Annotated in this window: 21 protein-coding genes; 12 read left to right on the forward strand and 9 right to left on the reverse strand. The window is 70.4% G+C overall.

Annotated features, from left to right (window positions below; genetic code table 11):
* Positions 1-13: 13 nt before the first annotated feature.
* From OG205_RS12290 to OG205_RS12300, 3 genes are all read right to left on the reverse strand, one after another.
* Entirely contained in the window at positions 14-2590 is a 2577-nt protein-coding gene (locus OG205_RS12290) for a bifunctional acetate--CoA ligase family protein/GNAT family N-acetyltransferase (RefSeq protein WP_330276343.1), read from the reverse strand.
* Positions 2587-3090: a universal stress protein gene (locus tag OG205_RS12295; RefSeq protein WP_330276344.1), complete on the reverse strand. Its 504-nt coding sequence runs from the start codon at positions 3088-3090 to the stop codon at positions 2587-2589. The genes OG205_RS12290 and OG205_RS12295 overlap by 4 nt, the downstream gene beginning before the upstream one ends.
* 138 nt (positions 3091-3228) lie before the next feature.
* On the reverse strand, positions 3229-3426 hold the full coding sequence (locus tag OG205_RS12300) for a DUF1918 domain-containing protein (protein ID WP_330276345.1): 198 nt from the start codon (positions 3424-3426) through the stop codon (positions 3229-3231).
* A gap of 146 nt (positions 3427-3572) precedes the next feature.
* On the opposite strand from OG205_RS12300, the gene OG205_RS12305 reads away from it, so the two are divergent.
* Positions 3573-4019: a universal stress protein gene (locus OG205_RS12305; RefSeq protein ID WP_330276346.1), complete on the forward strand. Its 447-nt coding sequence runs from the start codon at positions 3573-3575 to the stop codon at positions 4017-4019.
* Between the two features lie 52 nt (positions 4020-4071).
* Here the strand turns inward: OG205_RS12305 and OG205_RS12310 are convergent, their stop codons facing one another.
* Both OG205_RS12310 and OG205_RS12315 read right to left on the reverse strand, forming a co-directional pair.
* Positions 4072-4947 carry a universal stress protein gene (locus tag OG205_RS12310; RefSeq protein ID WP_330276347.1) on the reverse strand — a complete coding sequence of 292 codons (876 nt, stop codon included), beginning with the start codon at positions 4945-4947 and terminating at the stop codon, positions 4072-4074.
* 87 nt (positions 4948-5034) lie between these two features.
* Positions 5035-5727 carry a hypothetical protein gene (locus OG205_RS12315; RefSeq protein WP_330276348.1) on the reverse strand — a complete coding sequence of 231 codons (693 nt, stop codon included), beginning with the start codon at positions 5725-5727 and terminating at the stop codon, positions 5035-5037.
* Positions 5728-5958: 231 nt separating this feature from the next.
* On the opposite strand from OG205_RS12315, the gene OG205_RS12320 reads away from it, so the two are divergent.
* Entirely contained in the window at positions 5959-6615 is a 657-nt protein-coding gene (locus OG205_RS12320; RefSeq protein ID WP_330276349.1) for a response regulator transcription factor, read from the forward strand.
* Positions 6616-6619: 4 nt separating this feature from the next.
* On the opposite strand, the gene OG205_RS12325 is transcribed toward OG205_RS12320, so the two are convergent.
* Positions 6620-8293, reverse strand: coding sequence for a sensor histidine kinase (locus tag OG205_RS12325; protein WP_330276350.1), 1674 nt, complete (start codon positions 8291-8293; stop codon positions 6620-6622).
* Between the two features lie 139 nt (positions 8294-8432).
* Here OG205_RS12325 and OG205_RS12330 point away from each other — a divergent pair, with 139 nt between their 5' ends.
* From OG205_RS12330 to OG205_RS12340, 3 genes are read left to right on the forward strand one after another with little or no spacing between them, the layout of a single operon-like run.
* Positions 8433-9431, forward strand: a complete 999-nt coding sequence (locus OG205_RS12330) for an Acg family FMN-binding oxidoreductase (protein WP_330276351.1) — start codon at positions 8433-8435, stop codon at positions 9429-9431.
* Between the two features lie 57 nt (positions 9432-9488).
* The gene (locus OG205_RS12335) at positions 9489-11819 is read left to right on the forward strand and encodes a phosphoketolase family protein (RefSeq protein WP_330276352.1); all 2331 of its coding nucleotides are present in this window, start codon (positions 9489-9491) and stop codon (positions 11817-11819) included.
* Entirely contained in the window at positions 11816-12910 is a 1095-nt protein-coding gene (locus OG205_RS12340) for an acetate/propionate family kinase (RefSeq protein WP_330276353.1), read from the forward strand. Before OG205_RS12335 ends, OG205_RS12340 begins: the two co-directional genes overlap by 4 nt.
* A 129-nt stretch (positions 12911-13039) precedes the next feature.
* Here OG205_RS12340 and OG205_RS12345 read toward each other — a convergent pair whose 3' ends face one another.
* The 3 genes from OG205_RS12345 to OG205_RS12355 form a co-directional block, all read right to left on the reverse strand.
* Positions 13040-13942: a DUF1963 domain-containing protein gene (locus tag OG205_RS12345; RefSeq protein ID WP_330276354.1), complete on the reverse strand. Its 903-nt coding sequence runs from the start codon at positions 13940-13942 to the stop codon at positions 13040-13042.
* Positions 13943-14049: 107 nt separating this feature from the next.
* The gene (locus OG205_RS12350; protein WP_330276355.1) at positions 14050-15648 is read right to left on the reverse strand and encodes a phytoene desaturase family protein; all 1599 of its coding nucleotides are present in this window, start codon (positions 15646-15648) and stop codon (positions 14050-14052) included.
* The gene (locus tag OG205_RS12355) at positions 15645-16121 is read right to left on the reverse strand and encodes an SRPBCC family protein (protein WP_330276356.1); all 477 of its coding nucleotides are present in this window, start codon (positions 16119-16121) and stop codon (positions 15645-15647) included. Before OG205_RS12355 ends, OG205_RS12350 begins: the two co-directional genes overlap by 4 nt.
* A 151-nt stretch (positions 16122-16272) precedes the next feature.
* Between OG205_RS12355 and OG205_RS12360 the strand changes: the two genes are divergently transcribed.
* The 7 genes from OG205_RS12360 (at position 16273) to OG205_RS12390 (ending at position 26309) form a co-directional block, all read left to right on the forward strand.
* Positions 16273-17469, forward strand: coding sequence for a zinc-dependent alcohol dehydrogenase (locus tag OG205_RS12360; protein ID WP_330278151.1), 1197 nt, complete (start codon positions 16273-16275; stop codon positions 17467-17469).
* Positions 17466-18362 (forward strand): SDR family NAD(P)-dependent oxidoreductase, encoded by an 897-nt coding sequence (locus tag OG205_RS12365; RefSeq protein ID WP_330276357.1) that lies wholly within the window; start codon positions 17466-17468, stop codon positions 18360-18362. Before OG205_RS12360 ends, OG205_RS12365 begins: the two co-directional genes overlap by 4 nt.
* 139 nt (positions 18363-18501) lie before the next feature.
* Positions 18502-20763: a catalase gene (locus tag OG205_RS12370; RefSeq protein WP_330276358.1), complete on the forward strand. Its 2262-nt coding sequence runs from the start codon at positions 18502-18504 to the stop codon at positions 20761-20763.
* A gap of 11 nt (positions 20764-20774) precedes the next feature.
* Positions 20775-21176 (forward strand): ankyrin repeat domain-containing protein, encoded by a 402-nt coding sequence (locus OG205_RS12375; RefSeq protein ID WP_330276359.1) that lies wholly within the window; start codon positions 20775-20777, stop codon positions 21174-21176.
* 165 nt (positions 21177-21341) lie between these two features.
* On the forward strand, positions 21342-22184 hold the full coding sequence (locus OG205_RS12380) for an ANTAR domain-containing response regulator (RefSeq protein WP_330276360.1): 843 nt from the start codon (positions 21342-21344) through the stop codon (positions 22182-22184).
* Positions 22185-22395: 211 nt separating this feature from the next.
* Positions 22396-25107, forward strand: coding sequence for a SpoIIE family protein phosphatase (locus OG205_RS12385; protein ID WP_330276361.1), 2712 nt, complete (start codon positions 22396-22398; stop codon positions 25105-25107).
* Entirely contained in the window at positions 25104-26309 is a 1206-nt protein-coding gene (locus OG205_RS12390) for a PP2C family protein-serine/threonine phosphatase (protein WP_330276362.1), read from the forward strand. The genes OG205_RS12385 and OG205_RS12390 overlap by 4 nt, the downstream gene beginning before the upstream one ends.
* Positions 26310-26320: the final 11 nt, after the last annotated feature.

Raw genomic sequence — 26320 nt, forward strand, 5'->3', positions numbered from 1 at the left:
CTGGTTCGCGTTGTCAGGTGGTGCGCAGGCGGCGCAGGAACGGGTCGGTGTGCTGGGCCGGTGCGACGCGCGCTCGTGCGTCGACGACCACGCATCCCGTGTCCGTCAGCACCAGGGGGTTGATGTCGAGCTCGACGATCTCGGGCAGTGCGCCGGCCAGTTCGGCGACCCGGAGCAGCACTTCCCTGACGGCGTCCTCGTTGGCGCCGGCGAGCACGTGGCCCGCGGCGCGGAAGCCGTGCAGCAGGTCGTCGGCGTCCGCTGTGGACAGTGGGGCGAGTGCCGCGGCGCGGTCGTCGAGCAGATCGGTGTCCACGCCGCCGAGGCCCGTGACCACGAGTGGTCCGAACTTCTCGTCGGTGACGACACCGACCAGCAACTCCCGGCCGCCGGACGCCATCGGCTGCACGAACACGCCGCGCAGCCGGTCGCCGAAGCGTTCCTGGAACGCACGGAAGGCCTCCGCCACACCGCCCGCGTCGGTGACACCGAGTTCCACGCCGCCTCCCTTGCTCTTGTGCAGCAGGTCGTCGGCCACCGCCTTGAGCGCGACCGGGGCGTCGTAGGCCAGTTGTGCCGCCACCGCGTGTTCCGTGGTCGTCGCGAGCGTTCCGCCCAGCACCGGGAGCCCGAACGCGGTCAGCAACGCCATCACCTCGCCCGGAGGCAGCCAGCCCTCTTCCCCGGCCACGATCGACTTCGCGGCGTCGAGGTCGATCCGGTTCAGGCGGGCGAACTCCCTCGGGCGGGCGAGCCATTCGGCGCGTTCGACCAGCCGCGCCAGTGCCGCGGCGGCACGAGCGGGTTCGGCGTAGCAGGGCACGTCACCCACGAGCCGTTCGGTTTGACCGGTGCGCACCGCGAGCACGGGTTTGCCTTCGACGTTGTGCACGCTGCCCGTGGGTTCGCCGAGTGCGGTCGGCACCGTCACGGTGATCACGGAGTCGACCGCAGGGTCCGCGCCGATGACGTCGAGGCAGCGGGCGAAGGTCTTCTCGTCGACGACCGCGGTGGTGTCGACCGGGTTCTGCAGGCTGGCCGTCGGCGGAACGAGCTGCGCCAACGCCTTGCGCGTCTCCTCACCGAGTGTGGCCATGTGCAGTCCCTGCCGGACGCAGGCGTCCGCGGCCAGCACGCCGAGTCCGCCCGCGTTGCTCAGCACCGCGACCGACCGTCCACTCGGGAGCGGCTGCCAGCTCAGGGCCATGACGGTGTCGGTCAGTTCCGGCACGCTGTCGACCGCGATCACGCCCGCCTGCCGGAACAGCGCGTCCCTGGTGACCGACGGCGTCGCGGTCGAGGCGGTGTGCGAGGCGGCGGCGCGCTGGCCGGCTTCACTGGTGGCCGCGCGGATGGCCAGCACCGGTTTGGTGGCGGCGACACGACGGGCGACGCGGGCGAACTTGCGCGGGTTGCCGAAGGACTCCAGGTACAGCGCGACGATCCGGGTGTCCTGATCGTGCTCCCACCACATCAGCAGGTCGTTGCTGCTGATGTCGAGCTTGTCGCCGGTGGAGACGAGGTTCGACAGGCCGAGACCCAGCCGGCGCAGCTCTTCCTGCACGCCGATCGCGATGCCGCCGGACTGGGTGATCAGCCCGACGTCGCCGGCGAGCGTGCTGTGCGCCGCGAAGGTCGCGTTCATCCGCACATCGGGCGAACTGGTCGACACACCGAGGCAGTTCGGCCCGACGAGCCGCATGCCGTGCCCACGAACCGCGTTTAGCAGTTCCTCCGCGTCGACACCGGACGAGATGACGACCAAGGCCCGCACGCCGCGACGACCGCATTCCTCGGCGACAGCGGGAACGGCCTTCGCCGGCACGCACAGCACCGCCAGTTCGGGTGCCTCCGGCAGGTCGTTCACCGAGCCGTAGCAGTCGACGCCGGCCACGGACTTCGCGTGCGGGTTGACGGCGTAGAGGTCACCGGTGAAGCCGCCCTCGACGAGGTTGTGCAACACCGCGTGGCCCACCGAATCCGGTGCCCGGCCGGCGCCGATCACGGCGATCGAGCCGGGACGCAGCACGTGCGTCAGGCTGGCGACGTCGGCGCGCGACTCCCGTTCGCTCATCACGTCGAGGTAGTGGTCGCCGGGCTCGAGGACCAGCTCGACGTAGATGACCTCGCCGTCGGGCACGATCGAGGTGACGAGCCCCATGCTCGTGAACACGCGCAGCATCCGGCCGTTGATCGTGAGCACGTCGGCGGTGAACCGCCGCACCCCTCGGCCGCGTGCCAATGACGCCAGGTGCTCCAGCAGCAGGGTGCCGACGCCGTGAACCTGTTCGGCGTGCGACACGACCAGCGCGACCTCCGCGAAGTCCGTCTGCCGCACCACCACGTAGCTCGCCGCCCCCAGCAGCCGGTCGTCGCGGTAGGCGCCGAGCACGACGTGGTGCGGGGCGTCCGGCGAGACCATCCGCTCGACGAAGTCCTCCAGTTGGCGCGGCGACGTGCTGAAGAACCTGAGGTACTGGTCCTCGATCGGCAGTCCGCGGTGCAGCGCGAGCAGCGCCGCGACGTCGCCCGGCCCCAGCTCGCGCACCGTGACGACCGAGCCGTCCGTCAGCAACGCCGCCGCGTTCACAGCAGCGGCCCAGGCGTCAGCGGCGCGGCCGCGGCAGCGAACGTGTGCTCCTTCTCGACCTTCGGCGCGCGGATCACGACGACCGGGCACGACGCGTGGTGCACGCAGTAGGAGCTGACCGAGCCGAGGACGATCTCGACCACCGTGTTGCGCCCACGGCTGCCGACCACGAGCAGTTCCGCTTTTTCGGACGCCTTGGTGAGCGCGTCCCTGGGGTCGCCCTCGACCAGGATCCGGCGGATCTCCACGCCCTCGAACCCGTGCACCGCACCGTCGAGCGCCTTCTGCGCCGCGTCCTTCATCGCCTGCGGCGACATCGCCATCAGCACCTCGGCGGGCACCGGGCCGATCATCCCGCCGTAGTCCGGGTGCCACGCGGAGATCACGTCGACCGGGCAACCGCGCCGCCGAGCATCCTCGACGGCCCACTGCAACGCCGCCTGTGAGGCGGGTGATCCATCAACTCCGACCACCACGGGCCGGGACTCGTTCTCGCTCATGCACTTCAGCCTCGCGGTCCGGGCCGCGGCCGGTGAGTGCCCGCGGTCCCGCGCCGTCCGGGACCTTCGTCCCCGCTCCACCAGGCCATGCCCGGCCCGATCGCGAGGTGGCCGAGTGCGCCAGCGATGTCCGGCGGCTCAGCCCGCACGCAGGCGCGCAGCCTCTTCCTCGGCCGTGACGACGTGCGTGTCCGGGCCGGGGAACACCAGTGCCTCGTGCTCCGTGTCCAGCCACCGCACGAGGTACGGAGGTCTGCCCTCCTGGTGCTTGACCGCCGTGACCTGTCCGCGCCGGCCGCTGGGCTCCACCAGCCAGTCGCCCCTCTTCGCCTTCATGACGTCCTCCGTTCGGTTTATGCGATCAAGAGTTCGTCACGCGCGTGCGCGTCAGCAGTGCGGATGGGCTCACCTGGCTCGTGACGTTGGTCCCTGCCAACGGTCGTCCCAGAGCCGCACGCTGGTTCCAAGTGACGGGAGCAGCCATGAGGACACCTGTGATCCTGGTCGGCGTCGACGGTTCGACGGAGTCGCGCGCGGCGTTGCGGTGGGCGTTGGAAGAGGCTGCGCACCGGGGCGCCAGGGTGGAGGCGATGCTGGCCTACCAGCAGGAGCCCGTGGTCGTGCCGGCCGTGCCGATGGGCCTCAACCCGTACGGCGAGATGCCTCGACGGCACCCGGCGCGCGAACTCCACGCCACCGTGCAGCAGGTGCGCGCGACGATGTTCAACGCACCGGACGTCGCCGAGTGCGTCGTGGTGGGCGATGCGGCGGACCACCTGGCCGAGGCCTCGAAGCACGCCGAGCTGCTGGTGATCGGCACGCGAGGGCGCGGAGCGGTCCGCGAATTCCTCGTGCATGGCGTCGCCGCGAACTGCCTGCGCCACGCCGAATGCCCGGTCGTGGTCATTCCTCCGACCACGACCCGCTGAAGTAAGCCGGCTTCCCCTTCATCGAGAAGGGGAAGCCGGCCGGTAACGCGGCCTAGTCGGGTCGCACGATCGCCAACGGACACGGCGCGTTGTAGACGAGTGCCTGGCTCGTCGAGCCGAGCAGCATCCCGGTGAACCCGCCGTGCCCGTGGCTACCCACCACCACGAGCTGAGCCTCAGCCCCGTACCGCATCAGCGCCCGCACGGGCCGATCGCGCACGACCACCGGATGCACCTGCACGTCCGGGTACTTCTCCTGCCACCCGGCGAGGCGTTGCGCCAGCAGCCTGCGTTCGTCGGCTTCCACCTCACCCCAGTCCACGGTGAACCGCGACGCGCTGTACGCGCTCTCCACCATGAAGTCGGTCCAGCACATCACGACGGTCAGCCGGGCATCGCGCATCGACGCCGTCTCGAAGGCGAACGCCAGCGCGGCCTCGCTCGTCGGGGAGCCGTCGACACCGACGACGACAGGCCCGTCGGGCACGGACGTGCCGCGCACCACGATGACGGGACTCTTGCCGTGTGCCGCCAGCGCCAGGGCGGTGGAGCCGACGATCATGCCGGTCACGGTGCCCAGGCCCTGCGAGCCGACCACGACGAGGCGCGCGGACTTCGACTCCTCGATCAGCAACGTGGTGGAGCCGCAGCACACGATCTCGGTGGTCACCTCGACGCCGGGTGCCGCCGCCCGCGCGGCCGCGATGGCCTCGTCGAGCTTGTCGTGGCCCAGTTGCTCGATCGCCTCGCGGATCTCGCCGCCGGTGAGGATCATCTGGGGGTAGCCGCGGGTCGGCAGGACGTAGGCGTGCACCAGCCGCAACGGCACCTTGTGCCGCGCGCACTCCTGCGCGGCCCAGGTCACGGCGAGCAGGGCGGAGGTGGAGCCGTCGACGCCGGCCACGATCGGGGCGGATGGGGCTTTCATCGTTGTCCTCCAGTCAGAACACGGGCACGGCGCACTCCCGGCACGGCGTCACCGTCGACGACGGGAACTCCCTTACCTGCTTCAACGCTAGGAATCGGAACGACCGGCGGACGCTGCCGTAGGTCCCGTGCCGACCGGGCCCTTGGCACCGACGATCGCCACGGCCTGCGGGAAGCCGGCGAGCTCGTGCCGTTCGATCAGGCCCGCCCGCCACTCCTGGCGGTGCACCAGGTGGACCACCGGCCGGACGGCCACGCCCGCACCGCGTCCCGCCAGCACCGCGGCCTGCAGGGCCGCACCTCCCCGGACGTGGTCAGGGCGCCGGTCGCCGGTGGTGATCACGACGAGTTCGTGGTCGGTCAGTGCGCGCAGCTCCGTCCCCGCCCAGTGGCTCGCCCACCCGAGCGCGTGAGCGTCACCGGAGCCGGACGCGTCGGCGAGGCGGATCGCCCGGTGCAGGTCGAGGTCCTGCGGGTCCGGTGGCTCGCGGCGGTCCGCCCGGACGACGGCGAGCACGTCGGGGCTGGCCTGGTCGGTCGGGAACACGACGTGCGGATGCCACCCGGCGTACCGGATCGCGAGCACCACGTGTTCCAGTGCGGCGCCGCACGAGAGCAGCCGGTCGAAGCCGAGCGGGTCGTGCCCTGACCGTTGTCCTGTCTCGAAGAGGTAGACCGAACGGCCGTGCAACTCCAGCGCCCACGGGCGGTCCGCGCTGTACACGGGCGCTTTGACGGCTGCCTCGACGATTTCCGCTGACTCCGCTGGGTTCCATCGCATGCCTCGACGATTCCGCCGCGGCACACCGCGCGGACAGAGCGGACGTGCTCACCCGGGTCGGGCACTTGGACTCTCCGCGCGGACGAGCTCGGCCCGGCGTGACATCGACACCGAGGAGTTCGGCCGGATCCGGAGGACACTCGATTCCCGGTGACAGGGTCTTTGGTCCCTGTGTGCCGCCGGCCGGCTGAGAGATCGTGATCGCGGAACGATCGAGAGAAGGTGGTTGCGGTGGTGTCGCGAGTCTTCCTGGTGGACGACCACGAGATCGTCAGGGTCGGCATCAGGGAACTGCTCAGCGCCTCCCCCGACCTGGAGGTCGTGGGCGAGGCCGCCTCGGTGACCGAGGCGCTCACGATGATCCCGGCGACCAACCCCGACGTGGCGGTGCTCGACGTGCGGCTGCCCGACGGCAACGGCATCGAGCTGTGCCGGGAGCTGATGTCCCGGATGCCGGACCTCAAATGCCTGATGCTGACGTCGTTCACCGACGACGAGGCGTTGTTCGACGCGATCATGGCCGGCGCGTCCGGGTTCGTGCTCAAGCGCATCCTCGGCACCGACCTGACCACGGCGGTGAAGACCGTCGCGGCCGGACAGTCCCTTCTGGACGCCCGGTCCACGGCCGCGCTGCTCAACCGCATCCGCCGCGAACGAGAGCAGGGCGACCCCGTCCGCGCGCTCACCGAGCAGGAGCGGACCGTGTTCGACCACATCGGCGACGGCCTGACGAACCGGCAGATCGCGGACAAGATGTTCCTCGCGGAGAAGACCGTGAAGAACTACGTCTCGCACCTGCTCGCGAAGCTCGGCCTCGAACGCCGCACCCAGGCCGCCGTGCTGGCCTCGCAGTTGCGCAAGCCCACCCACGACAACGAAACCGGCTGACCCGTCAGTCCAGCGGAACCCGCCACGTCACCCGCGTGCCGCCACCGGGTTCTTCGCCGACGGTGAGCGCGCCGTTCAGCTCGGCCGCGCGCTGTTCGAGGTTGCGCAGACCGCTGCGGGCGACGTCAGGCGGCATGCCCACGCCGTTGTCGACCATCGAGATGACCAACGCGTCGCCCGCCTCGACGGTGAGCGTCAGCTCCGTGGCGTGTGCGTGGCGCAGCGCGTTGCTCACGGTCTCGCGCACCACCGCCTCGGCGTGCTCCCCGATGTAGTCGGGCACGAGGCTGTCGATGGTGCCCGACATCCGCACCGCCGGACTCAGCTGGCCGTCCTCGGTGAGCTCGGCGACGACGTTGAGCAGCCTGCGCCGCAGACCGGTGTCGCCGGAGTCCGCCTGCAGGTCGAAGATCGACGTGCGGATCTCCAGCACCGTCTGGTCGAGCTGGTTCACCGCCTTCGTCACCCGCCTGCGGGCCTCCGGGTGAGTCACCCACGTCAGCGCGCCCTGCAGGCTCATGCCGGTGGCGAACAACCGCTGGATGACGTGGTCGTGCAGGTCACGGGCGATGCGGTCGCGGTCCTCCAGCACGTCCACCAGGCGCTTGGCGCTCTGGTTCTCCGCGAACTCGATCGCGACCACGGCCTGGTCCGCGAACGACGCCAGCAACGGCATCAGGTCCGCGCCGAACGGGGCGGCGTCCTTGTCCCGGACGGCGAGCAGGACACCGGTGACCGCGGTGCCGGTCCGCAGCGGCAGCACCACCGCGGCGCCCGTCCGCGCCGGCAGGTCGCCGAGCTGGCCGTCCGCCTCCTCGACCAACGCCGGAGCGGCCGTCTCCAGCACCTGCGCGAGCACTGGCGCGTCGGCGGAGAAGGTGTCGGGGACAGCCTCGTTTCCCGCGTGCGCCGCCCTGCGGAGTTCGTTGCCGTCACGCAACAGCACCGCGGCCCACGACGCCGACGCCAGCTCCACGGTGCGCTGGGCGATCAGCCGCAACGCGTCCTCGGCGGTGGCGCCGCCGAGGAGCTGGGCGTTGATCTCCGCCGTCGCCTCCAGCCACCGCTCGCGCATCCGCGACCGTTCGAACAGGCGGGCGTTCTCCACCGCGACGCCGGCCGCGGCGGCCAGCGCCGCCAGCACGACCTCGTCGTCGGCGGTGAAGTCGCCGCCGCCGATCTTCTCGGTCATGTAGAGGTTGCCGAAGATCTCGTCGCGCACCCGCACGGGCACGCCGAGGAAGCTGTGCATCGGCGGATGGTTGGCCGGGAAGCCGACCGAGGCGGCGTGCTCGCTCAGGTCGTGCAACCGGATCGCCCTCGGGTCCTTGATCAGCAGGCCGAGCAGGCCCTTGCCCTCTGGCAGGTGTCCCATGTGCGCACGGGTCTCCGGGGCGATGCCTACGTAGACGAACTGCGAGAGGTTGTGCCGCGAGCCGAGGACGCCCAGCGCGCCGTAGCGGGCTCCCACGAGCTTCACCGCGGCCTGGACGATGCGCTGCAGGGTGGAGTCCAGCTCCAGGCCTGCGCCGACGGCGAGGACCGCGTCGAGCAGGCTCTGCATCTTGTCGCGCGTGGACCCGATCTCGGCGAGCCGGTCGCGCATCTCGTCGAGCAGATCGTCCAGGCGCAGCCCACCGAGCAGGCTGCGCACCGGTGGGTCCTGCGGGTCGACCATGGATCAAGCCTGTCACGAGGTCGTGGCGACGCCAAGCGGTCCCTGCCAGGTCGGGACCTTCGACGGTGGGACCGCCCGGCGCTTGCGCAGACAGTGGACCGATCAGGAGTTCCCACGGCAACACGACGGGGTGACGGACATGGCCGAGGTGACCGCGGCGCTGGGACTGGGGCCCGAGCAGGTCGAGCGGGTGCTGGCGGCGGCCTCGCTCGCGCCGTCGGTGCACAACACCCAGCCCTGGCGCTTCCGCGTCCGGTCCGACCGCATCGAACTGCACCCGGACACCTCCCGCAGGCTGGAGGCGACCGATCCCGAGGACCGCGAACTCCGCCTGTCGTGCGGCGCGGCGCTGTACAACATGCGGCTGGCGTTGCAGGACATGGGAGTGCGCCCGCTCGTCACGATGCTGCCGGGTCAGGACGCACCCGGCGCGCTCGCGATCGTGCGCAAGGGCGGCAAGATCAAGCCCGACGAGGAGAACCGCGCGCTGCTCGACGCCGTTCCCCAACGGCGCACCAACCGCCACCCGTTCCACGACGCCCCTGTCGACCCTCGCCAGCGTCACTCCCTCGTGCGGGCGGCCGAGCTGGAACGCTCGTGGCTGCACGTGGTCACGACCCCTGAGGGTCGGGCCCAGCTCAAGCGATTCGTCCAGCAGGCGCACCAGATCCAGCTGGGCGACGGGGCCGTGCAGGCGGAGCTGGCGGCCTTCACCGGCCACCGGCCGCACGCGGTGGACGGCGTGCCACCCGCGTCGGCGGGGCTCCGGCCGGAACCGCAGGACGAGTGGGCGTTCCGCGACTTCCAGGGCCCCGAACGCCATCCCGGCAAGGACTACGAGTCCGACCCGCTCGTCGTGGTGCTCTGCTCGTTCTACGACGGCCCGCTCGGCGAACTGCAGGCAGGCCAGGCGCTGCAACGCGTGCTGCTCACCGCGACCACGCACGGGCTGTCCGCGTCGTTCCTGTCCCAGCCGGTCGAGGTGCGGCAGATCCGCGAGGACCTGCGGCGCTCCCTCGGCGGAACGCTCGTCCCGCAGACCGTGCTGCGCGTGGGGTTCAGCACACAGGTCCCGGCCACGCCGCGACGTTCGGTGGCCGAACTCCTGCTGAATTCGAAGGATCGCGCCGAATGCTGAGGCGTCGCGTGACCGGCTCCCCCTCCGCTGACCGCACCGACCCGAATGGAGCGTGAGATGTCGAACGCCGACCTGGAGCTCGTCGACGCGTACTGGCGAGCCGCCAACTACCTGTCGGCCGGCCAGATCTACCTGATGGACAACCCGCTGCTGACCGAACCGCTGGTGCCGGAGCACATCAAGCCACGCCTGCTCGGCCACTGGGGCACCACGCCGGGCCTCAACTTCGTCTACGCGCACCTCAACCGGATCATCCGCGAGCGCGACCTCGACATGATGTTCGTGACCGGCCCCGGCCACGGCGGTCCCGCGCTGCTGGCCAACACGTGGCTGGAAGGCTCCTACAGCGACACCTATCCGGACGTGCCGCGCGACGCCGAAGGGATGCGGAAGCTCTTCCGGCAGTTCTCCTTCCCCGGCGGCGTCCCGAGTCACGTCGCGCCCGAGGTGCCCGGCTCCATCCACGAAGGTGGCGAACTGGGTTACTCGCTGGCGCACGCGTTCGGCGCGGCGTTCGACAACCCCGGTCTGATCGTCGCGTGCGTGGTCGGTGACGGCGAGGCCGAGACCGGCCCGCTCGCGGCCAGCTGGCACGCCAACAAGTTCCTCAACCCGCGGAGCGACGGCGCGGTGTTGCCGATCCTGCACCTCAACGGCTACAAGATCGCCAACCCGAGCCTGCTCTCGCGGATCCCGCACGACGAGCTGGACGCGTTGCTGCGCGGCTACGGCTACACGCCGTTCTACGTCCAGGGCGACGAACCCAAGAAGATGCACGCCCGCATGGCGGAGGTGCTCGACCAGATCGTGGACGAGATCCACCGCGTCAGGGGCTCCGAGGAGCGGCCGCGCTGGCCGATGATCGTGCTGCGCAGCCCGAAGGGCTGGACCGGTCCGTCCGAAGTGGACGGCGTGCCGGTCGAGAACACCTGGCGGGCGCACCAGGTGCCGTTGTCGGGCGTGCGGGACAACCCGGACCACCTGCGGCAGCTGGAGGCCTGGCTGCGGAGCTACCGGCCGACGGAACTCTTCGACGAGAACGGAGCACCGCGGCCGGAACTCGACGCGCTGGTGCCGTCAGGTGAGCACCGGATGGGCGCGACCCCGCACGCCAACGGCGGACTGTTGTTGCGTGAGCTGAAGATGCCGGGGATTCGCGCGTACGCGTCCGAGGTCGTGAAGCACGGCACCACGCACTCCGAACCGACCAGGGTGCTCGGCCGGATGCTGCGCGACGTCATCACGCTCAACGCCGACGCCAGGAGTTTCCGGATCTTCGGCCCGGACGAGACGGCGTCCAACCGCCTCGACGCCGTGTACGAGGTGACCGGGAAGCAGTGGCAGGCCGAGACGTTGGCCGTCGACGAGCACCTGGTGCACGACGGCCGGGTGATCGAGGTGCTGTCCGAGCACCTGTGCCAGGGCATGCTGGAGGGCTACCTGCTCACCGGCAGGCACGGGCTGTTCAACTGCTACGAGGCGTTCATCCACATCATCGACTCGATGTTCAACCAGCACGCCAAGTGGCTCAAGACGCACAAGAAGCTGGAGTGGCGCAGGCCCGTCGCGTCGCTGAACTACCTGCTCAGCTCGCACGTGTGGCGCCAGGACCACAACGGTTTCTCCCACCAGGACCCCGGTTTCATCGACCACGTCATGAACAAGAAGGCCGAGGTCGTCCGCGTCTACCTGCCGCCGGACACGAACACGCTGCTGTCGGTGGCGGACCACTGCCTGCGCAGCAGGGACTACGTCAACGTGATCGTGGCGGGCAAGAACGAGACGCCGGACTGGCTCGACGTCGACGAGGCGATCCTGCACTGCACCCGTGGCGCCGGCATCTGGGAGTGGGCGAGCAACGACGACAGCATCGAGGAACCGGACGTCGTACTGGCATGTGCCGGCGACGCCCCCACCGTCGAAGTGCTCGCCGCGACGAAGCTCCTGCGCGAGCACCTGCCCACGTTGCGGATCCGCGTGGTCAACGTGGTGGACCTGATGCGCCTGCAGCCCGACACCGAGCACCCGCACGGCATGCCGGACCGCGAGTTCGACGCGCTGTTCACCACCGACAGGCCCGTGATCTTCGCCTATCACGGCTACCCGTGGCTGATCCACCGCCTGACCTACCGCCGCACCAACCATCACAACCTGCACGTCCGCGGCTACAAGGAGGAAGGCACCACGACAACGCCGTTCGACATGCTGGTGCTCAACGACATGGACCGCTACCGGCTGGTGATCGACGTCGTCGACCGCGTGCCAGGACTCGGCCCCAAGGCGGCCCGGCTGCGTCAGCACATGCAGGACCAGCGCACCCGCCACCACAACTGGATCCGCGAGCACGGCGAGGACATGCCCGAGGTCCGCGACTGGACCTGGCAGTGAACGTCCTCGTGGTGAACGCGGGCTCCTCCAGTCTCAAGCTCCGCGTCCTCGGCGAGGACGACACCGTCCTCGCTGAGACCACCGCCGAACGGTGGTCGGGCGGTGACGAGACCGGCCCACTGAAGGACTTCCTTCGTGACGCACCGTCCGTGGACGCGGTCGGGCACCGCGTCGTGCACGGCGGCTCCGAGTTCACCAGCGCCACCGCGATCGACGACGACGTGCGCGCCAGGATCGAAGCCCTCACCGGACTGGCGCCGCTGCACCAGCCCCGCGCGCTCGCCGGCATCGACACGGCACGCCACCTGCTCCCCGACGTGCCCCAGATCGCGTGCTTCGACACCGCCTTCCACACCACGATGCCCGCGGCCGCCACCACCTACGCCGTGCCCGCCGCGTGGCGCCGCAAGTGGGACCTGCACAGGTACGGCTTCCACGGCCTGTCACACGCTTACGCGTCCCGGCGGGCGGCCGAACTGGCGGGCAATCCCGGTGCTCGCGTGGTGAGCTGCCACCTCGGTTCCGGAGCGTCGCTCGCCGCTGTCGCGAATGGACGGTCCGTGGACACGACGATGGGCTTCACCCCGTTGGCGGGCCTGGTGATGGCCACCCGCAGCGGCGACGTCGACCCCGGCCTGCTGGTGTGGCTGCAGCGCGCCGGACTGACACTGGACGAACTCGAGGACGGCCTGGAACACCACTCCGGTCTCGCCGGCCTGTCCGAGGTCGGCGGTGATCTGAGGGACGTGCGCAAGGCCGCGGAGAACGGTGACGAGCACGCGGTTCTCGCTTTGCAGGTGTACGTGCATCGGCTGCGCCAGAACGTTGCCGCGATGACCGCGTCGCTGGGTGGGATCGACCTGCTCGTGTTCACCGGCGGCGTGGGAGAGCACGACGCCGCGTTGCGGGCGGACACTGCTGCCGGACTGGCTTTCCTCGGCATCGGCCTCGACGAGGGGCGCAACTCCGAAGTCGTGCGGGACAGCCGCGTCAGCGCAGGCGGTTCGGCTGTCGGGGTCTGGGTCGTCGAGGCACGGGAGGACGTCGAGATCGCCACACAGACCCGTTCAGCGCGCGACGTCGAGGGATGAGAACACAACTGGCCGCGCGCGACAGTGAGCCGAGGCACCGCACCTCTTCAAAAAGAGCCGGGGTTCTGTTTGCAACGACACCAGCAGAACCCCGGTTCTCCTTGCTGCCGTCTCACGGCCTCCTGCGCGCTACTCGGTGAACATCGTGAACGACCGCATCCTGTCGAAGCGCCGGGCAGCGAGATCGTCGGTGCTGATCAGGAAGCATCCGTAGTAGACGTCGCTTTCCGTGGGGAACTGGGCGAGCGGCACCCATTCCCGCCTCAACCGGGACTCCTCCTCGCGGAGCCGGCGGAACCACTCCGCCCTCTGGAGGTCGGAACCGCGAGGCCGGTCACCGATGTTGACGGACGCCATCTGCGTCCACGGACCGTCCTGGCCGCCGATCTCCCTGCCGTACCCGCCGAGACGGAGCGCGGCGTACCGGTCCTGCGCCGGCCAGAGTTCACCGACCAGCGCGCACAGCTCGTCGAGGTGCTTCAGTTCGTCGAAGAGCTGCTTCACGGTGTCCGGCTCGAACTCGACGTCGCGTTCTTCGATCCAGTCCGGCAGAACCGGCTGAACCCACGCGGACAGCCGGTGCTCGGGGATGAGGAACGGGATGTTCTCGTGGAAGAACGTCGCACTGTCGTGGTTGGACGGCGGCGACGCCACCGCCGTGTCCGTTCCCGCCGGGACGTACAGGGCCTGCGCGTACAGCGACCCGCCAAGAGGGGAATGTTCTTCCATGTCCTCCTCGTGGTGCAGGAACAGCAGCAGCGAGCCGTCTTCCGGCAGGGCAAGTCCTTCGACCCGAGGAAGGGCCGCGCAGTCCACGGAGCCGATGAACGGCAGCGGGTAGCTCTCGCCGCCCGGCCACTCCACGCCCACCGGTAACCGCGGTAATCCCCCGAGCTGTCCGACGCTCTCCTCTTCAGCACTGCCCGCACTCGCCCAGATCGCGAACCGCAGTTGTTCGGAGAACTTGTCGACTTCGTCGCCCGGGATGTCCCGATCGAGTGCGGCACTGCGGAATTGCTCGTAGCGGTTCATGGCGGAGCATGATCGCAGATGGATGGGAGCGCTCCCTCACACGGCCGTCAGGAATCGCCGTCCCGCCGGTCGTGGTGACGACGCTCGCGGTAGGCGCGGTGCGGGTCTCAGGTGTAGATCAGGTCCTGCACGAACCGCATCGACCGGCCGTACAGGGCACCGCCGACGCCGGCCCTGGCCAGAGCGGCACGAGCGGCGTTCGCTCCGGGTCCCCCGTGCACCGCGCCACCGGGATGCGCCGAGGCGCCGGCGAGGTAGAGCCGGTCGATCGGGGTGTCCGCGCGCCCGGCACCTGGCAGCGGGCGGAACACCAGTTGCTGGTGGATCGCGGAGGTGCCGGCGTTGATCGCGCCGCCGACCAGGTTGGCGTCCCGCTCCTCCAGGTCGTGCGGGCCGGACACGTGACGGCCGCGGATCGTGGCGGTGAAACCGGGTGCGTGCCGCTCCACGACCTGTTCGACGCGGTCCGCATGACGGCGGACGGCGTCACGGTCCCAGCGCACGCCACGTGGCACGTGGGTGTAGGCCCAGGCGGCCTCCGTGCCCTGGGGTGAGCGGGACGGATCGGTCGTGGTCATCTGGCCCAGCAGGAGGAAAGGGTCGTCCGGCAGGCGGCCGGCGGCCAGTGCCGTGCCGAAGTCGGTGAGGCCGTCGACGTCGGAGTCCAGGTGCACCGTGCCTGCCGAGCCGGCCGCCGGGTTGGTCCACGGAATCGGCTTCGACAGCGTCCAGTCGACCTTGACGGTGCCGTCGTCCCAGCGGAAGTTCCGCAGGTCGTCGAGGAGACGCGCCGGTAGGTGCCCGGCGTCCACCATTCGCCCGTAGAGGGTGGGGGCGGGCACGGTCGCCAGCACCGCGCGCCGCGCGCGAATCCGCTCACCGCCGCTGTCGGCGACTCCGACGGCCTGGCCGCGGGCGACGAGCACCTTCGTGACCTCACGTCCGCACTCGATCCTGCCGCCGCGCTCGGTCAGCCTGCGCACCAGCGCCGCGGTCAGCTCGCCCGCTCCGCCCTCGGGCACCGGAAAGCCGACGTCCTGGGCGAGCATGCAGAGCAGCCAGCCGAAGATGGCGCTGCCGGACTGGCCGGGTCCGAGGTCGGAGTGCAGGGCGTTGCCGGAGAGCAGGATCCGGGCGCCGTCGCCGCTGAAGCGTTCCTCACCGAGGGTCCTCGCCGGCATGGTCAGCATCCGAGCCATCCGCAGGGACTCGGCGACGCCGAGCGTGCGCGCCAGCCGGGACGCCGGCCGCATCGGCGGGAACGGCGTGAACAACGAGTCGAGGAGGTGGTCGCGGATGCGTTGCCACGTCTCGAACTCGGTGCGCCAGGCGTCTCCGTCCGCCGCCGAGAACGCCGCCAGCGAGGCGACGGTCTCATCGATGTCCCGCGACAGGACAGCACACCGGTCGTCGGGCAGCACGTGTGCGACGACGGCGGGCGCGTGCGTCCACCGCAACCCGTGGCGTTCCAATTGCAGCTCCCGCAGGATCGGGGACGACGCGCCCAGCGGGTAGAACGAGCTGAACAGGTCGCTGTGGAAGCCCGGCTCGATCAGTTCGGCCGTGCGGACGGCTCCTCCTGGCTCGGCGGCGGCCTCCAGCACGAGGACGTCCCATCCCGCGTCGGCCAGCAGGTTCGCCGCCACCAGGCCGTTGGGCCCGGCGCCGATCACCACGGCGTCCACGGTGGTCGCGGGCACGGTCACCGGGGCTCGTTCTCGCCGGTGCCGGGCGACGGTGCGTCGCGGCCGACGGCGAGATCGCCGAGGCGGGCGAGGGATTCCTTGTTGCGTGGCCCGAACAACACTCCTTGGACGACGGCGGGAACCAGCCGGGCGGGCCCTCCCACGACCTCCTCCTCCATGGTCACCTGGGTTCCGGTGCCGTTGTGCAGCGGCGACAGGGTGAGGCGCACCTTGGCGGTGCCCAGCACCCACAGGTGCGCTTCCAGTTCGAGCAGCCGTCCTGGTTCGACGGCGAGAACCGTGGTGGTGTCCTCGATCTGGGTGGGCCACGCTCCCGCGCTGTGGTGGATGCGGGTCCCGACGGACGGCCACCCCTCGTCCACGTCCCGGATGTGGGAGTTGCCGACCACCCAACCGGCGTAGGACCAGCCGTCGGCCAGTACGGCGAAGACGTTGTCCGGGCTCGTGCCCACGACGTGAACTGTCTTCATCATGACTTTCTCCCGTGATCCGTGTAGCGAGTCCCGCACTCTTTCTTCCCTGAATCCGGCGTGTTCATGCGGCACGGGTGCCAGGTCATGCGTTTGAGGTGCCTCGTTCGGGCTACTCGCCTCGAAGAACCCCCACGGCTGCCGAGGAGGCGTCATCAAAGCTCTGACCTGGCAAGGCAACGAGAAGGTTCAAGTGATCGACGTGCCCGACCCGCGCATCGAGACGCCCACCGACGCGATCATCAGGGTCACCTCGACCGCCATCTGCGGTTCCGACCTTCACCTGTACGGGGTGCTCGGCCCCTATCTGAAACCGGGCGACGTGCTCGGCCACGAGGCGATGGGCGTCGTCGAGGAGGTCGGTGCCGAGGCGAGCGGTCACCTGAAGGTCGGCGACCGGGTCGTCGTGCCGTTCAACATCTCCTGCGGTCACTGCTGGATGTGCGAGCGCGACCTGTTCGCGCAGTGCGAGACGACGCAGGTCCGCGGCGAAGGCAAGGGCGCGAGCCTGTTCGGGTACACCTCGCTCTACGGTTCCGTACCCGGCGGTCAGGCCGAGTACCTCCGCGTTCCGCAGGCCCAGTTCGGACCTGTCGTCGTCCCGGACGGCACTCCGGACGACCAGTTCCTGTTCCTGTCCGACATCCTGCCCACCGCGTGGCAGGCCGTCCGCTACGCCGACGTGCCCCCCGGCGGCACCGTCGCCGTGCTCGGTCTCGGCCCCGTCGGGCAGTTCGCCGTCCGGATCGCCAGGCGGCTCGGCGCCGGCCGGGTCATCGGCGTGGACCGGGTGCCCGAACGGCTCGCACTGGCCGAGCGATACGGCGCCGAACCGGTGAACCTCGACGAGTTCGACGGTGCCGAGGGCGTGGCGGCCGCGTTGATCGACATGGTGGACGGCCGCGGGCCGGACGCCACGATCGACGCCGTGGGCATGGAGGCCCACGGCGGGCGGTTCGTCGCCGCCGCGCAGAAGGCCACCGGCCTGCTCCCCGACGCGCTCGCCCAGAAGGTGACCGACAAGCTGGCCGTCGACCGGCTCGACGCCCTGCACGCGGCGCTGAAGGGAGTGCGCCGTGGCGGCACGGTGTCGGTGTCCGGTGTGTACGGGGGCGAGCAGGACGCGATGCCGATGATGGAGATGTTCGACCGCGGCATCCAGCTGAGGATGGGCCAGGCGCACGTGCGCCGGTGGACCGGCGAGATCCTGCCACTGCTGCTCGACCCGGCCGATCCGCTGGGCGCCCTGGATCTCACCACGCACCGCCTTCCGCTCGCCGATGCCGCGCAGGGGTACGAGATGTTCCGCGCCAAGAGCGACGGCTGCGTCAAGGTCGTCCTCACGCCGTGACCGGTCGTGTGGTGATCGTGGTGGGTGCCAGCAGCGGCATCGGCCTGGCCGCCGCTGTCGCCTTCGCCCGCGGTGCGGACGACCTGGTGCTGGTCTCGCGCAGCGGCCGCGCGCTCGACGCGGCGGAGAAGGCCTGCCGCTCGGCGGGGGCCGCGGTGGTCGACGTCATCGTCGACGACATCGGTGATCCCGGCGGCGCCGGGAGGATCGTCACGAGGACCCTGGAGCGGCACGGTCGGATCGACGTGGTCGTGCACAGCGCCACCGTCATGGGCTACGGCAGCGTCGAGGCGATGCCAGCGGACGTGTTCACCTCCGTCGTCGACACCTCGATCCACGGCACGGTCCACCTGGCGCGGGCGGTCCTGCCGGTGCTGCGCCGCCAGCACTCCGGTGTGCTGATCGGAGTCAACTCACTGCTCGGCTCGGTCACCGTTCCCCAGATGGGCGCCTACGCGGCGGCGAAGTGGGGGCAGCGCGCTGTCCTGCGCACCCTGCGACAGGAAACGCGGGACGAGCCCGGGGTGCACGTGTGCATCGTGAGCCCTGGCAGCGTCAACACGCCGATCTACTACCAGGCCGCCAACTACACCGGACGCGCCACCAGGCCGCCGTTTCCGGTCGTGAGTCCCGAACGGGTCGCCACCGCGATCACCCGCCTGGCCGACCGGCCACGGCGGCACGTCTCGATCCCGGTCGGCATCACCAACCCGTTCATCACGACCGCGTTCCGGCTCCTGCCGCGCCTTTTCGACCGGCTCGTGGGTCCCCTGTTCCGGCTCGCCGCGCTGACGAGGACAACGGTTCCCCCGACGACAGGCAACGTGCACCAGCCGATGCCCGCGCAAGAAGGACTTCACGGACGCTGGCCACCGAGCACGTCGCCGTCGTGACGGCGGCCGGCGCGAGCCCTGACGTCACAACGGAAACCTGTCCCGGCCACACGGATGTGTCGCAGAACGGTCCGCGGCGCATATCCGGCCGGAGCGCGGGTATTGCCATGCGTACGTTCCCTGCCCTGAGGAGGAAGCAGTGGCCACCCACAAGCCGGGCAAGCTCGTGAAGGCGGCGCTCGAGAAGGCGGTCGACAAGGTCACCGAGCTGGTGAACCCACCGATCCCCGGCGCCCCCGGCAGCGAGCCGCCGTCACTCGAAGAGCCGACCGAGCCGCGCGGGCCGTTGCCGCCCAAGCCAGACCAGACCGGGCCGGAGACGGTGTCCCCGACAGGGGTTCCCACCGGCGCGCCGCAGTCGGCCAACGCACAGCAGGGCGACTTCCTCACCACGTCGGCCGGCGCGCGGCTGTACGACACCGACCACTCGCTGAAGGCCGGAGAGCGCGGGCCGACGCTGCTGCAGGACCACCACCTGCGCGAGAAGGTCATGCACTTCGACCACGAGCGCATTCCGGAGCGGGTCGTGCACGCGCGGGGGTACGGCGCGCACGGTGTTTTCGTGGGTTACGGCACGGCCGCGAACGTCTGCATGGCCGGATTCCTCGGCGAAGGCGTCGAGACGCCGGTGTTCGTGCGGTTCTCCACCGTGCTGGGCTCACGAGGTTCGGCTGACACCGTTCGCGACACCCGCGGGTTCGCGACGAAGTTCTACACCCAGGAAGGCAATTTCGACCTGGTGGGCAACAACATCCCGGTCTTCTTCATCCAGGACGGCATCAAGTTCCCGGACGTCATCCACGCCGGCAAGCCGCACCCGGACCGCGAGATCCCCCAGGCGCAGAGCGCGCACGACACGTTCTGGGACTTCGTGTCGACCCACACCGAAGCCACTCACCACGTCATGTGGAACATGTCGGACCGCGGCATCCCCCGGTCCTATCGGACGATGGAGGGCTTCGGCGTCCACACGTTCCGCCTCGTCAACGCCGACGGCGAGACCGCGCTCGCGAAATTCCACTGGAAGCCGAAACTCGGCGTGCACTCCCTGGTCTGGGAGGAGGCGCAGATGATCAACGGCATCGACCCCGACTTCCACCGCCGCGACCTGGCCGACGCCATCGAGTCCGGCGCGTACCCGCAGTGGGAGCTCGGCCTGCAGATCATGCCCGACACGCCTCGGCAGACGTTCGAGGGCATCGACCTGCTCGACCCGACGAAGATCGTCCCGGAGGAGCTCGCCCCGGTGCAGCCGGTGGGCATCCTGACCCTCAACCGCAACACCACGAACTACTTCGCGGAGACCGAGCAGGTCGCGTTCCACCTCGGGAACCTCGTGCCGGGCATCGACGTCACCGACGACCCACTGCTGCAGTCACGGCTGTTCTCCTACCTGGACACCCAGCTGTCCAGGCTGGCCGGGCCGAACTTCAACCAGATCCCCATCAACCGCCCGCACGTGCCGGTCAACGACATGCTCCGCGACGGGTTCCACCAGCACGCCGTGCACGCCGGTGTCGCTCCCTACCGGCCCAATTCCCTCGACGGCGGCAACCCGTTCGAGGCAGGAGCCGAGGACCGGCCGTTCGTCGAGGTGGCGCAACCGTTGCCCAAGGCGACGAAGATCCGGCAGTCCCCGACGTCGTTCGCGGACCACTACACGCAGCCGAGGCTGTTCTGGCGGAGCCTCTCGCCGGTCGAGAAGGAACACGTCGTGCGCGCGTTCACCTTCGAGCTCGGCAAGTGCTACGAGCAGGCCGTCAAGGAACGCCAGCTGCAGGTGCTGGCCAACGTCGATCCGTTGCTGTGCAAGGAGGTGGCCACGGGACTCGGACTGCCCGCCCCCAGCGCCACCGTGCGGCCCAGGAAGGTCACGCCGAGCCCGGCTCTCTCGCAGCTCGGGAAGACATGGCCCACCGACGGGCGCATCATCGGAATCGTCGTCGATCCGGCCGATCTCGACGGCGTGCGGACGGTCCGCGAGACCGTCCTGGCCGGGGGCATGGTCCCGTTGCTGATCGCCCCCACGGGCGGGCCGCTCGGTGACAGCGGCCTCGTCGCCCAGCGGACGTTCCTCACCGCTCGATCCGTCGAGTTCGACGCCCTGCTGCTCGCGGGCAGCCCACCGCCCGGACCGGACGCCGCACCGGCCAGGGACGCGAAAGCCGGCGCACCGGGCGCCGCCCTCGATCCCCGCGTCGTCCTCATGATCCAGGAGTGCTTCCGCCACGCGAAGGCTGTCGGCGCGTGGGGCGCCGGGCGTGCTGCCGTCGAGGCGGCCGGGTACTCCACCGAGCCGGGAATCGTGATCGGCGACGACCCGTCGGACGTCCTCAAGGCGCTGACGATCCTCCTCGAATCCCACCGCGTGTGGGAACGCTTCCCCGCGACGATCGCCTGAGGAGTACGGCCGTGACCAACGCGCTCACCGAGCAGGAGCTCGCTGTCCTGCGGTCGATGTTCGACCTGGCCCGCACCGGCGACACGGACCGGCTGGCCGAGGCGATCGACGCGGGCATCCCGGTGAACCTCACCAACGGCGCGGGAGACTCCCTGCTCGTTCTGGCCGCGTATCACGACCATCCCGGCACCGTCGAGGCGTTGCTGGAGCGAGGCGCCGACGCCGGGCGCGTCAACGACCGGGGACAGACAGCGCTCGGGGCGGCGGTCTTCCGCCGCTCCGGGCGCACGGTCGAACTCCTGCTGGACGCGGGAGCCGATCCCGCCCTCGGGCCCCGATCCGCTCTGGACGTGGCCCGGTTCTTCGACCTGCCGGAAATGCTCACCCTGCTCACTTCCAGGGACGACCGGTAGCCCCGCCCAAGGGGCCCAACGGATCCGGCTTCTCAACGGTTGTTCCGGTACGGCGCGGGTATTCACTCGCGCCGTACCGGACAGCCGATCCAGAAAGTCGCGGCGGCGGTGAGCGCGGTCTCGCGCGGGCGTACACGCCGGCTCTCGCAGCCTCTAGGATTCCCTGTGAGAGCGTTGGGCGACCAGCGCCGCCAACTCCATCCTGGCGAGAGGCCCGGCGGTATGAACGACTTCACGGTCCCACCGGGTCAGGACAGCGGGCACACCGCCGGAGCCGAGCGGCAGGATCCGGTGGAGCGACTCGACGAGGCCACCTCCGCGCTGATGATGCTGCGGGACGGTTTCTCCGGTGAAGAGCCCCTCGACGAGGTGCTTCAACGCCTCTCCGAGACCGCCACGAGAGCGATCCAGGACGCCGACGCGGTCACCGTCACCGTGAACCCCGAGCAGCCGAGAACCGCGGCCGCGAGCGACGCCACGCTCGTCGAGATCGACGAGGAGCAGTACCGCGCCAACCGCGGTCCGTGTCTGGAGGCCGCGCGCACGCTCCAGGCCGTGCGCGCCGTGGTCGGGGACGACAGGACCGACTGGCCCGAGTTCGACGCGGCCGCCGGCCGGCACGGCGTGCGCGCCTACCTCTCCGTGCCGATCCTGCTGCCGGACGCGGACCGCAGCGACGCCGGACACGTGGGGTCGCTCAACATCTACAGCTACACCGGCACGGCCTTCGACCCGTTCGACGAAGGCGTGATGCGGCTGTTCACCACCGCCGCCAGCGCCGCGATCGCCAACGCCCACCTCTGGCAACGCTCCCGCGAGAAGATCACGCAGCTCGAGACCGCGCTCGTCTCACGTGCGGTCATCGACCAGGCCAAGGGCGTGCTCATCGCGGTGCACTCGTGCACCGCGGACGAGGCCTTCGCGATGCTCGTGCAGCAGTCCCAGAACAAGAACCTGAAGCTGCGTGATGTCGCGCAGGACCTGCTCGACGGCGTCGCCTCGCGCTGAGCACGACGCACGTCCCTCGAACGGGTCATGGCAGTCGCACGGGACACGTTTGCCGGGCGCTTCTCAGTGGCAACCCCGCCACAGCTGTTCGAGATGAAGGGGCCCGCACATGAGTTCGTCGTGGCCGGTGGCCCATACGCACTTCCTGGCCGTGACGAACCTCGGACGTGGGCGGTTCGCCGCACCGTCACCGGCGTGACAGGCTGCGGGAATGGGCACCGCCGGACATGAGATCGACCCCGACCGACTGCGCGGGCTCGTGCGCAACCTCGGCGTCGTGTTCTGGGCGGCCGACGCACGGACCCGCGAGTTGACCTTCGTGTCCAGTTACGTCGAACAACTGCTCGGCCATCCCGTGCGGCGCTGGCGGGAGGAGCCGGAGTTCTGGGACTCGGTCGTGCACCCCGACGATCGCGACAGGACCCGGCGGGAACGGTGGCACCGCGCCGGGGACCACGACGACTACGACCTGAGCTACCGCGCGCTGACCGCGGGGGGTGAAGTCGTGTGGTTGCACGAGAAGGTCCACGTGGAGCGCGATGAGACGGGCGCCCCGCGAGTTCTCCAGGGCGTGCTCATCGACGTCACCGGCCAGCGCGCCGCCGCCGAGCGCGAGCGGTTCCTCACCGTGCTCGACCGGGAGTCGCAGAAGCTCGACGACGCCGACGACCTCATGGCGCTCGCGACCCGGCTGCTCGGCGAGCACCTCGCCGTCGACCGGTGCGCCTACGCGAGGACGGAGGAGGACGAGAACCACTTCGTCATGAGCGGCGACCACGCCACCGGCCTGCCTCCGTTGCCGGGGCGGTTCGCCATGCGCGAGTTCGGCGCGGGAGCGCTGCGCGCCATGCGGGCGGGAGAGCCGTGGGTGGTCGCGGACTGCGGCACCGACCCACGACTCGACGAGGACGACCTGGCCGCCTACGCGGTCACGGGCATCCGCGCGGTGATCTGCCTGCCGCTGTTGCGGGGCGGGCGGTTCGTCGCGGCCATGGCAGTGCACCAGGCGCAACCGCGGCAGTGGACCCAGGACGAGATCGACCTCGTGTCCGTCGTGGTCAACCGCTGCTGGGAATCGATGCAGCGCGCGCACTCCGACCGTGCGTTGCGCGACAACGAGCGGCGCCTGCGTCTGCTGATCGATCGGGCGGTCGACTGCATCTGGGTCCTCGACGGGGAACGGCGGTTCGTCGAGATCAACCCGGCGGCGTGCGCGTTGCTGGGCTACCGGCGCGAGGAGCTGATCGGCCGCCGCGCCGAGGAACTGTTCGTGCTCGGCGACGACGGCCAGGAACTGCCGCAGGCCCAGGAGACCGGAGTCTGGAACCTGCGCTGCGCCAACGGGTCCGTCGTCGCACTGGAGCTCAGCGTCCAGGTCACGCCGGGCGGGCTGCAGGCCATCGGGCGGGACGTGACCGAACGGCAGCGCACCGAGGCCGAGCGCGAACTGCTGCTCCAGCGCGAACACGAGATCGCCACCGCGTTGCAGCGCAGCCTGTTGCCCCGCGAGCTCCCGGTGCTGGAGCGCCTCGCCATCTCCGCCCGTTATCTGCCGGCGTCGAGTCACGCGCAGATCGGCGGCGACTGGTACGAGGTGCTCCCGGTCAGCGACACGGTGGTCGGGATGTCGGTCGGCGACGTCGTCGGCTCGGGCCCGACGGCGGCGGCCGTGATGGGACAGCTCCGCAGTGCCCTGGCCGGTTTTCTGGTCGACGGGCACTCCCCCGCCGCCGCGCTGGAACGGCTCGACGCCTTCGCGTCCAGGGTGAACGGCGCCACCGGCAGCACCTGCGCGTGCATCACCTTCGACTGGGCGACCGGACGACTGTGCTGGTCCAGCGCGGGTCATCTACCGCCGCTGGTGGCCGATCAGCGGGGAGCCCGGTTGCTGACGAACCACACCGGCGCGGTGCTGGGCACTCCGGGACGAGGACCGTACGAGGAGCACAGCACGACGCTCGCCCCCGGTGGATCGATCGTGCTCTACACCGACGGCCTGGTCGAACGCAGGGGTGTCGTCGTCGACGACGGTCTCGACCTGCTGCGCACCGTCGTGGCGGACGCACACCACCGGGCACCCGCCGAACTGACCGACACGATCGTCGGCGCGCTGCTCGCCGACGGCCGCAGCGACGACGTCGCGCTCGTCGTCGCCCGCCACCTGCCCGCACCACTGCACGTGTCCTCCCCCGCCGAGTCACGACGGCTGTCCGAACTGCGCGGGGCCGTGTCCGAGTGGGCTGCCGCCGCGGGGCTCTCCGACGACCTCGCGTACGACCTCGTCCTGGGTTACGGAGAAGCCGCCGCCAACGTCGTGGATCACGCTTACCCCGACACCACCGGCACTTTCGACACCGAGATCGCGCACAGGAACGGCGCGGTGCACGTCACCGTCCGGGATCACGGCAGGTGGCGTCCGGCACCGGAGGATCCCGGTCACCGCGGCCGCGGGCTGCAGATGATCCGCGCACTGGCAGAGGACGTCGAGCTCGACTCGGACACCACGGGCACGACGGTCAGCTTCCAGTTCTCCACCGCACCGACCGGCGCCACGCCGGCATCGCCGCCTCCCGCCAAGCCGTCCGACGTGATCGGGCTCGCCGCGCAGGAGGCTCCCGACGGCACGCAGGTGCTCCGCCTCACCGGCGACCTCGACGCGCACACCTCCGGCGGCCTGCGCGAACCACTGCTGGCCCACATCGGCTCCCGGCCCCACGGCCCGGTCGAGATCGACCTCACCGGCCTCGGCTACCTGAGCAGCTCCGGTGTCGCGCTGCTCCTCGAGGCCGCGGCCGGCGCACGGCGAGCCGGGCGGACGATCAGCGTGACCTGCCTGTGCGGCAGCGCTCCGGACCGCATCCTCATGTTGTCGGGCCTGCACGACGTCCTCGCGGTGCGGAGCCGGTCCGGTGAGTTCGCGTGACCGGACGGGCCGAGGCCTGGAACTCGGTGTTCCGCCAGATCATCAACGGCGCGCACCTGTCCACGGCCGACGGTCTGGCGGCACTGCTGGACGAGGCCACCGCCCAGGTCGGTGTCACCGTGCAGCTCTACGTCGTCGACATGGGACAGCAGTGGCTGCGCTCGGCCCGTCCCGAACCGTTGCCACCGTTGCGAGTGGACTCCACCGTGGCCGGGCGCGCGTTCCAGCGGACCGACATCATCGCGGTGCGCGATTCGGCGCCACACCTGTGGCTGCCGGTGCTGAACGGCACCGAGCGGCTCGGCGTGCTCCAGGCCACGCTGCACGAGGACAACGACGACCAGTCCCGCGAGTACTGCTGGGAGCTCGCGGGACTGGTCGGGCATCTCGTCATGAGCAAGCTCCACTACAGCGACTTCCTGCACGTCCTGCGCCGCACCACACCGTTCTCCGTGGCATCCGAACTGCTGTGGCAGCTGCTGCCGCCCCAGACCTTCGCCTGTGACCAGTTGACGGTGACGGCGGTGATGGAGCCCTATCACTCTGTAGGCGGCGACGCCTACGACTACTCCGTCGACAACGGCCGCGCACACGTCTCGATCTTCGACGCGACGGGGCACGACATGCGCGCGGGCCTCACCACGGCGGTGGCGCTGGCGGCCACCCGCAACGCGCGCCGCAACGGCCTCGGCCTCGTCGAAGCGGCCGAACTGGCCGACGAGGCCGTGCAGCAGCAGGCGACCGAGGGACTCAGGGCCCCGTTCGCGACGGCGGTGCTCGCCGAACTCGATCTCGCGACCGGCGTGCTGCACCACCTGGTCGCGGGACACCCGCCGGCCCTGCTGGTGCGCGGCGGCAGGATGGTCAAGGCGCTGAAGAACCCGGTCTCCCTGCCGCTCGGGCTCGGCCACCTCACCAAGGCGCCACGGCGGCTCGGGCGGGAACAACTCCAGGCAGGCGACCGGATCCTGCTGCACAGCGATGGCGTCACCGAGGCGCGCGACCCGCAGGGCGAGCAGTTCGGCGTGGAGCGCCTGGTCGATCTCACCGAACGTCACGAAACGGCCGGTCTGCCCGCACCCGAGACCCTGCGCCGCGTGTCCCGCGCGGTGCTCGACCACCAGCGCGGGCAGTTGCAGGACGACGCCACCCTGCTGCTGCTCGAGTGGAGCAGGACCGCGGCCCACCGCGTTCTTCCCTGACCTGCGCCCGA

Origin of the sequence: Lentzea sp. NBC_00516, assembly GCF_036346835.1 — a bacterium.
Taxonomy (GTDB): Bacteria; Actinomycetota; Actinomycetes; order Mycobacteriales; family Pseudonocardiaceae; genus Lentzea; species Lentzea sokolovensis.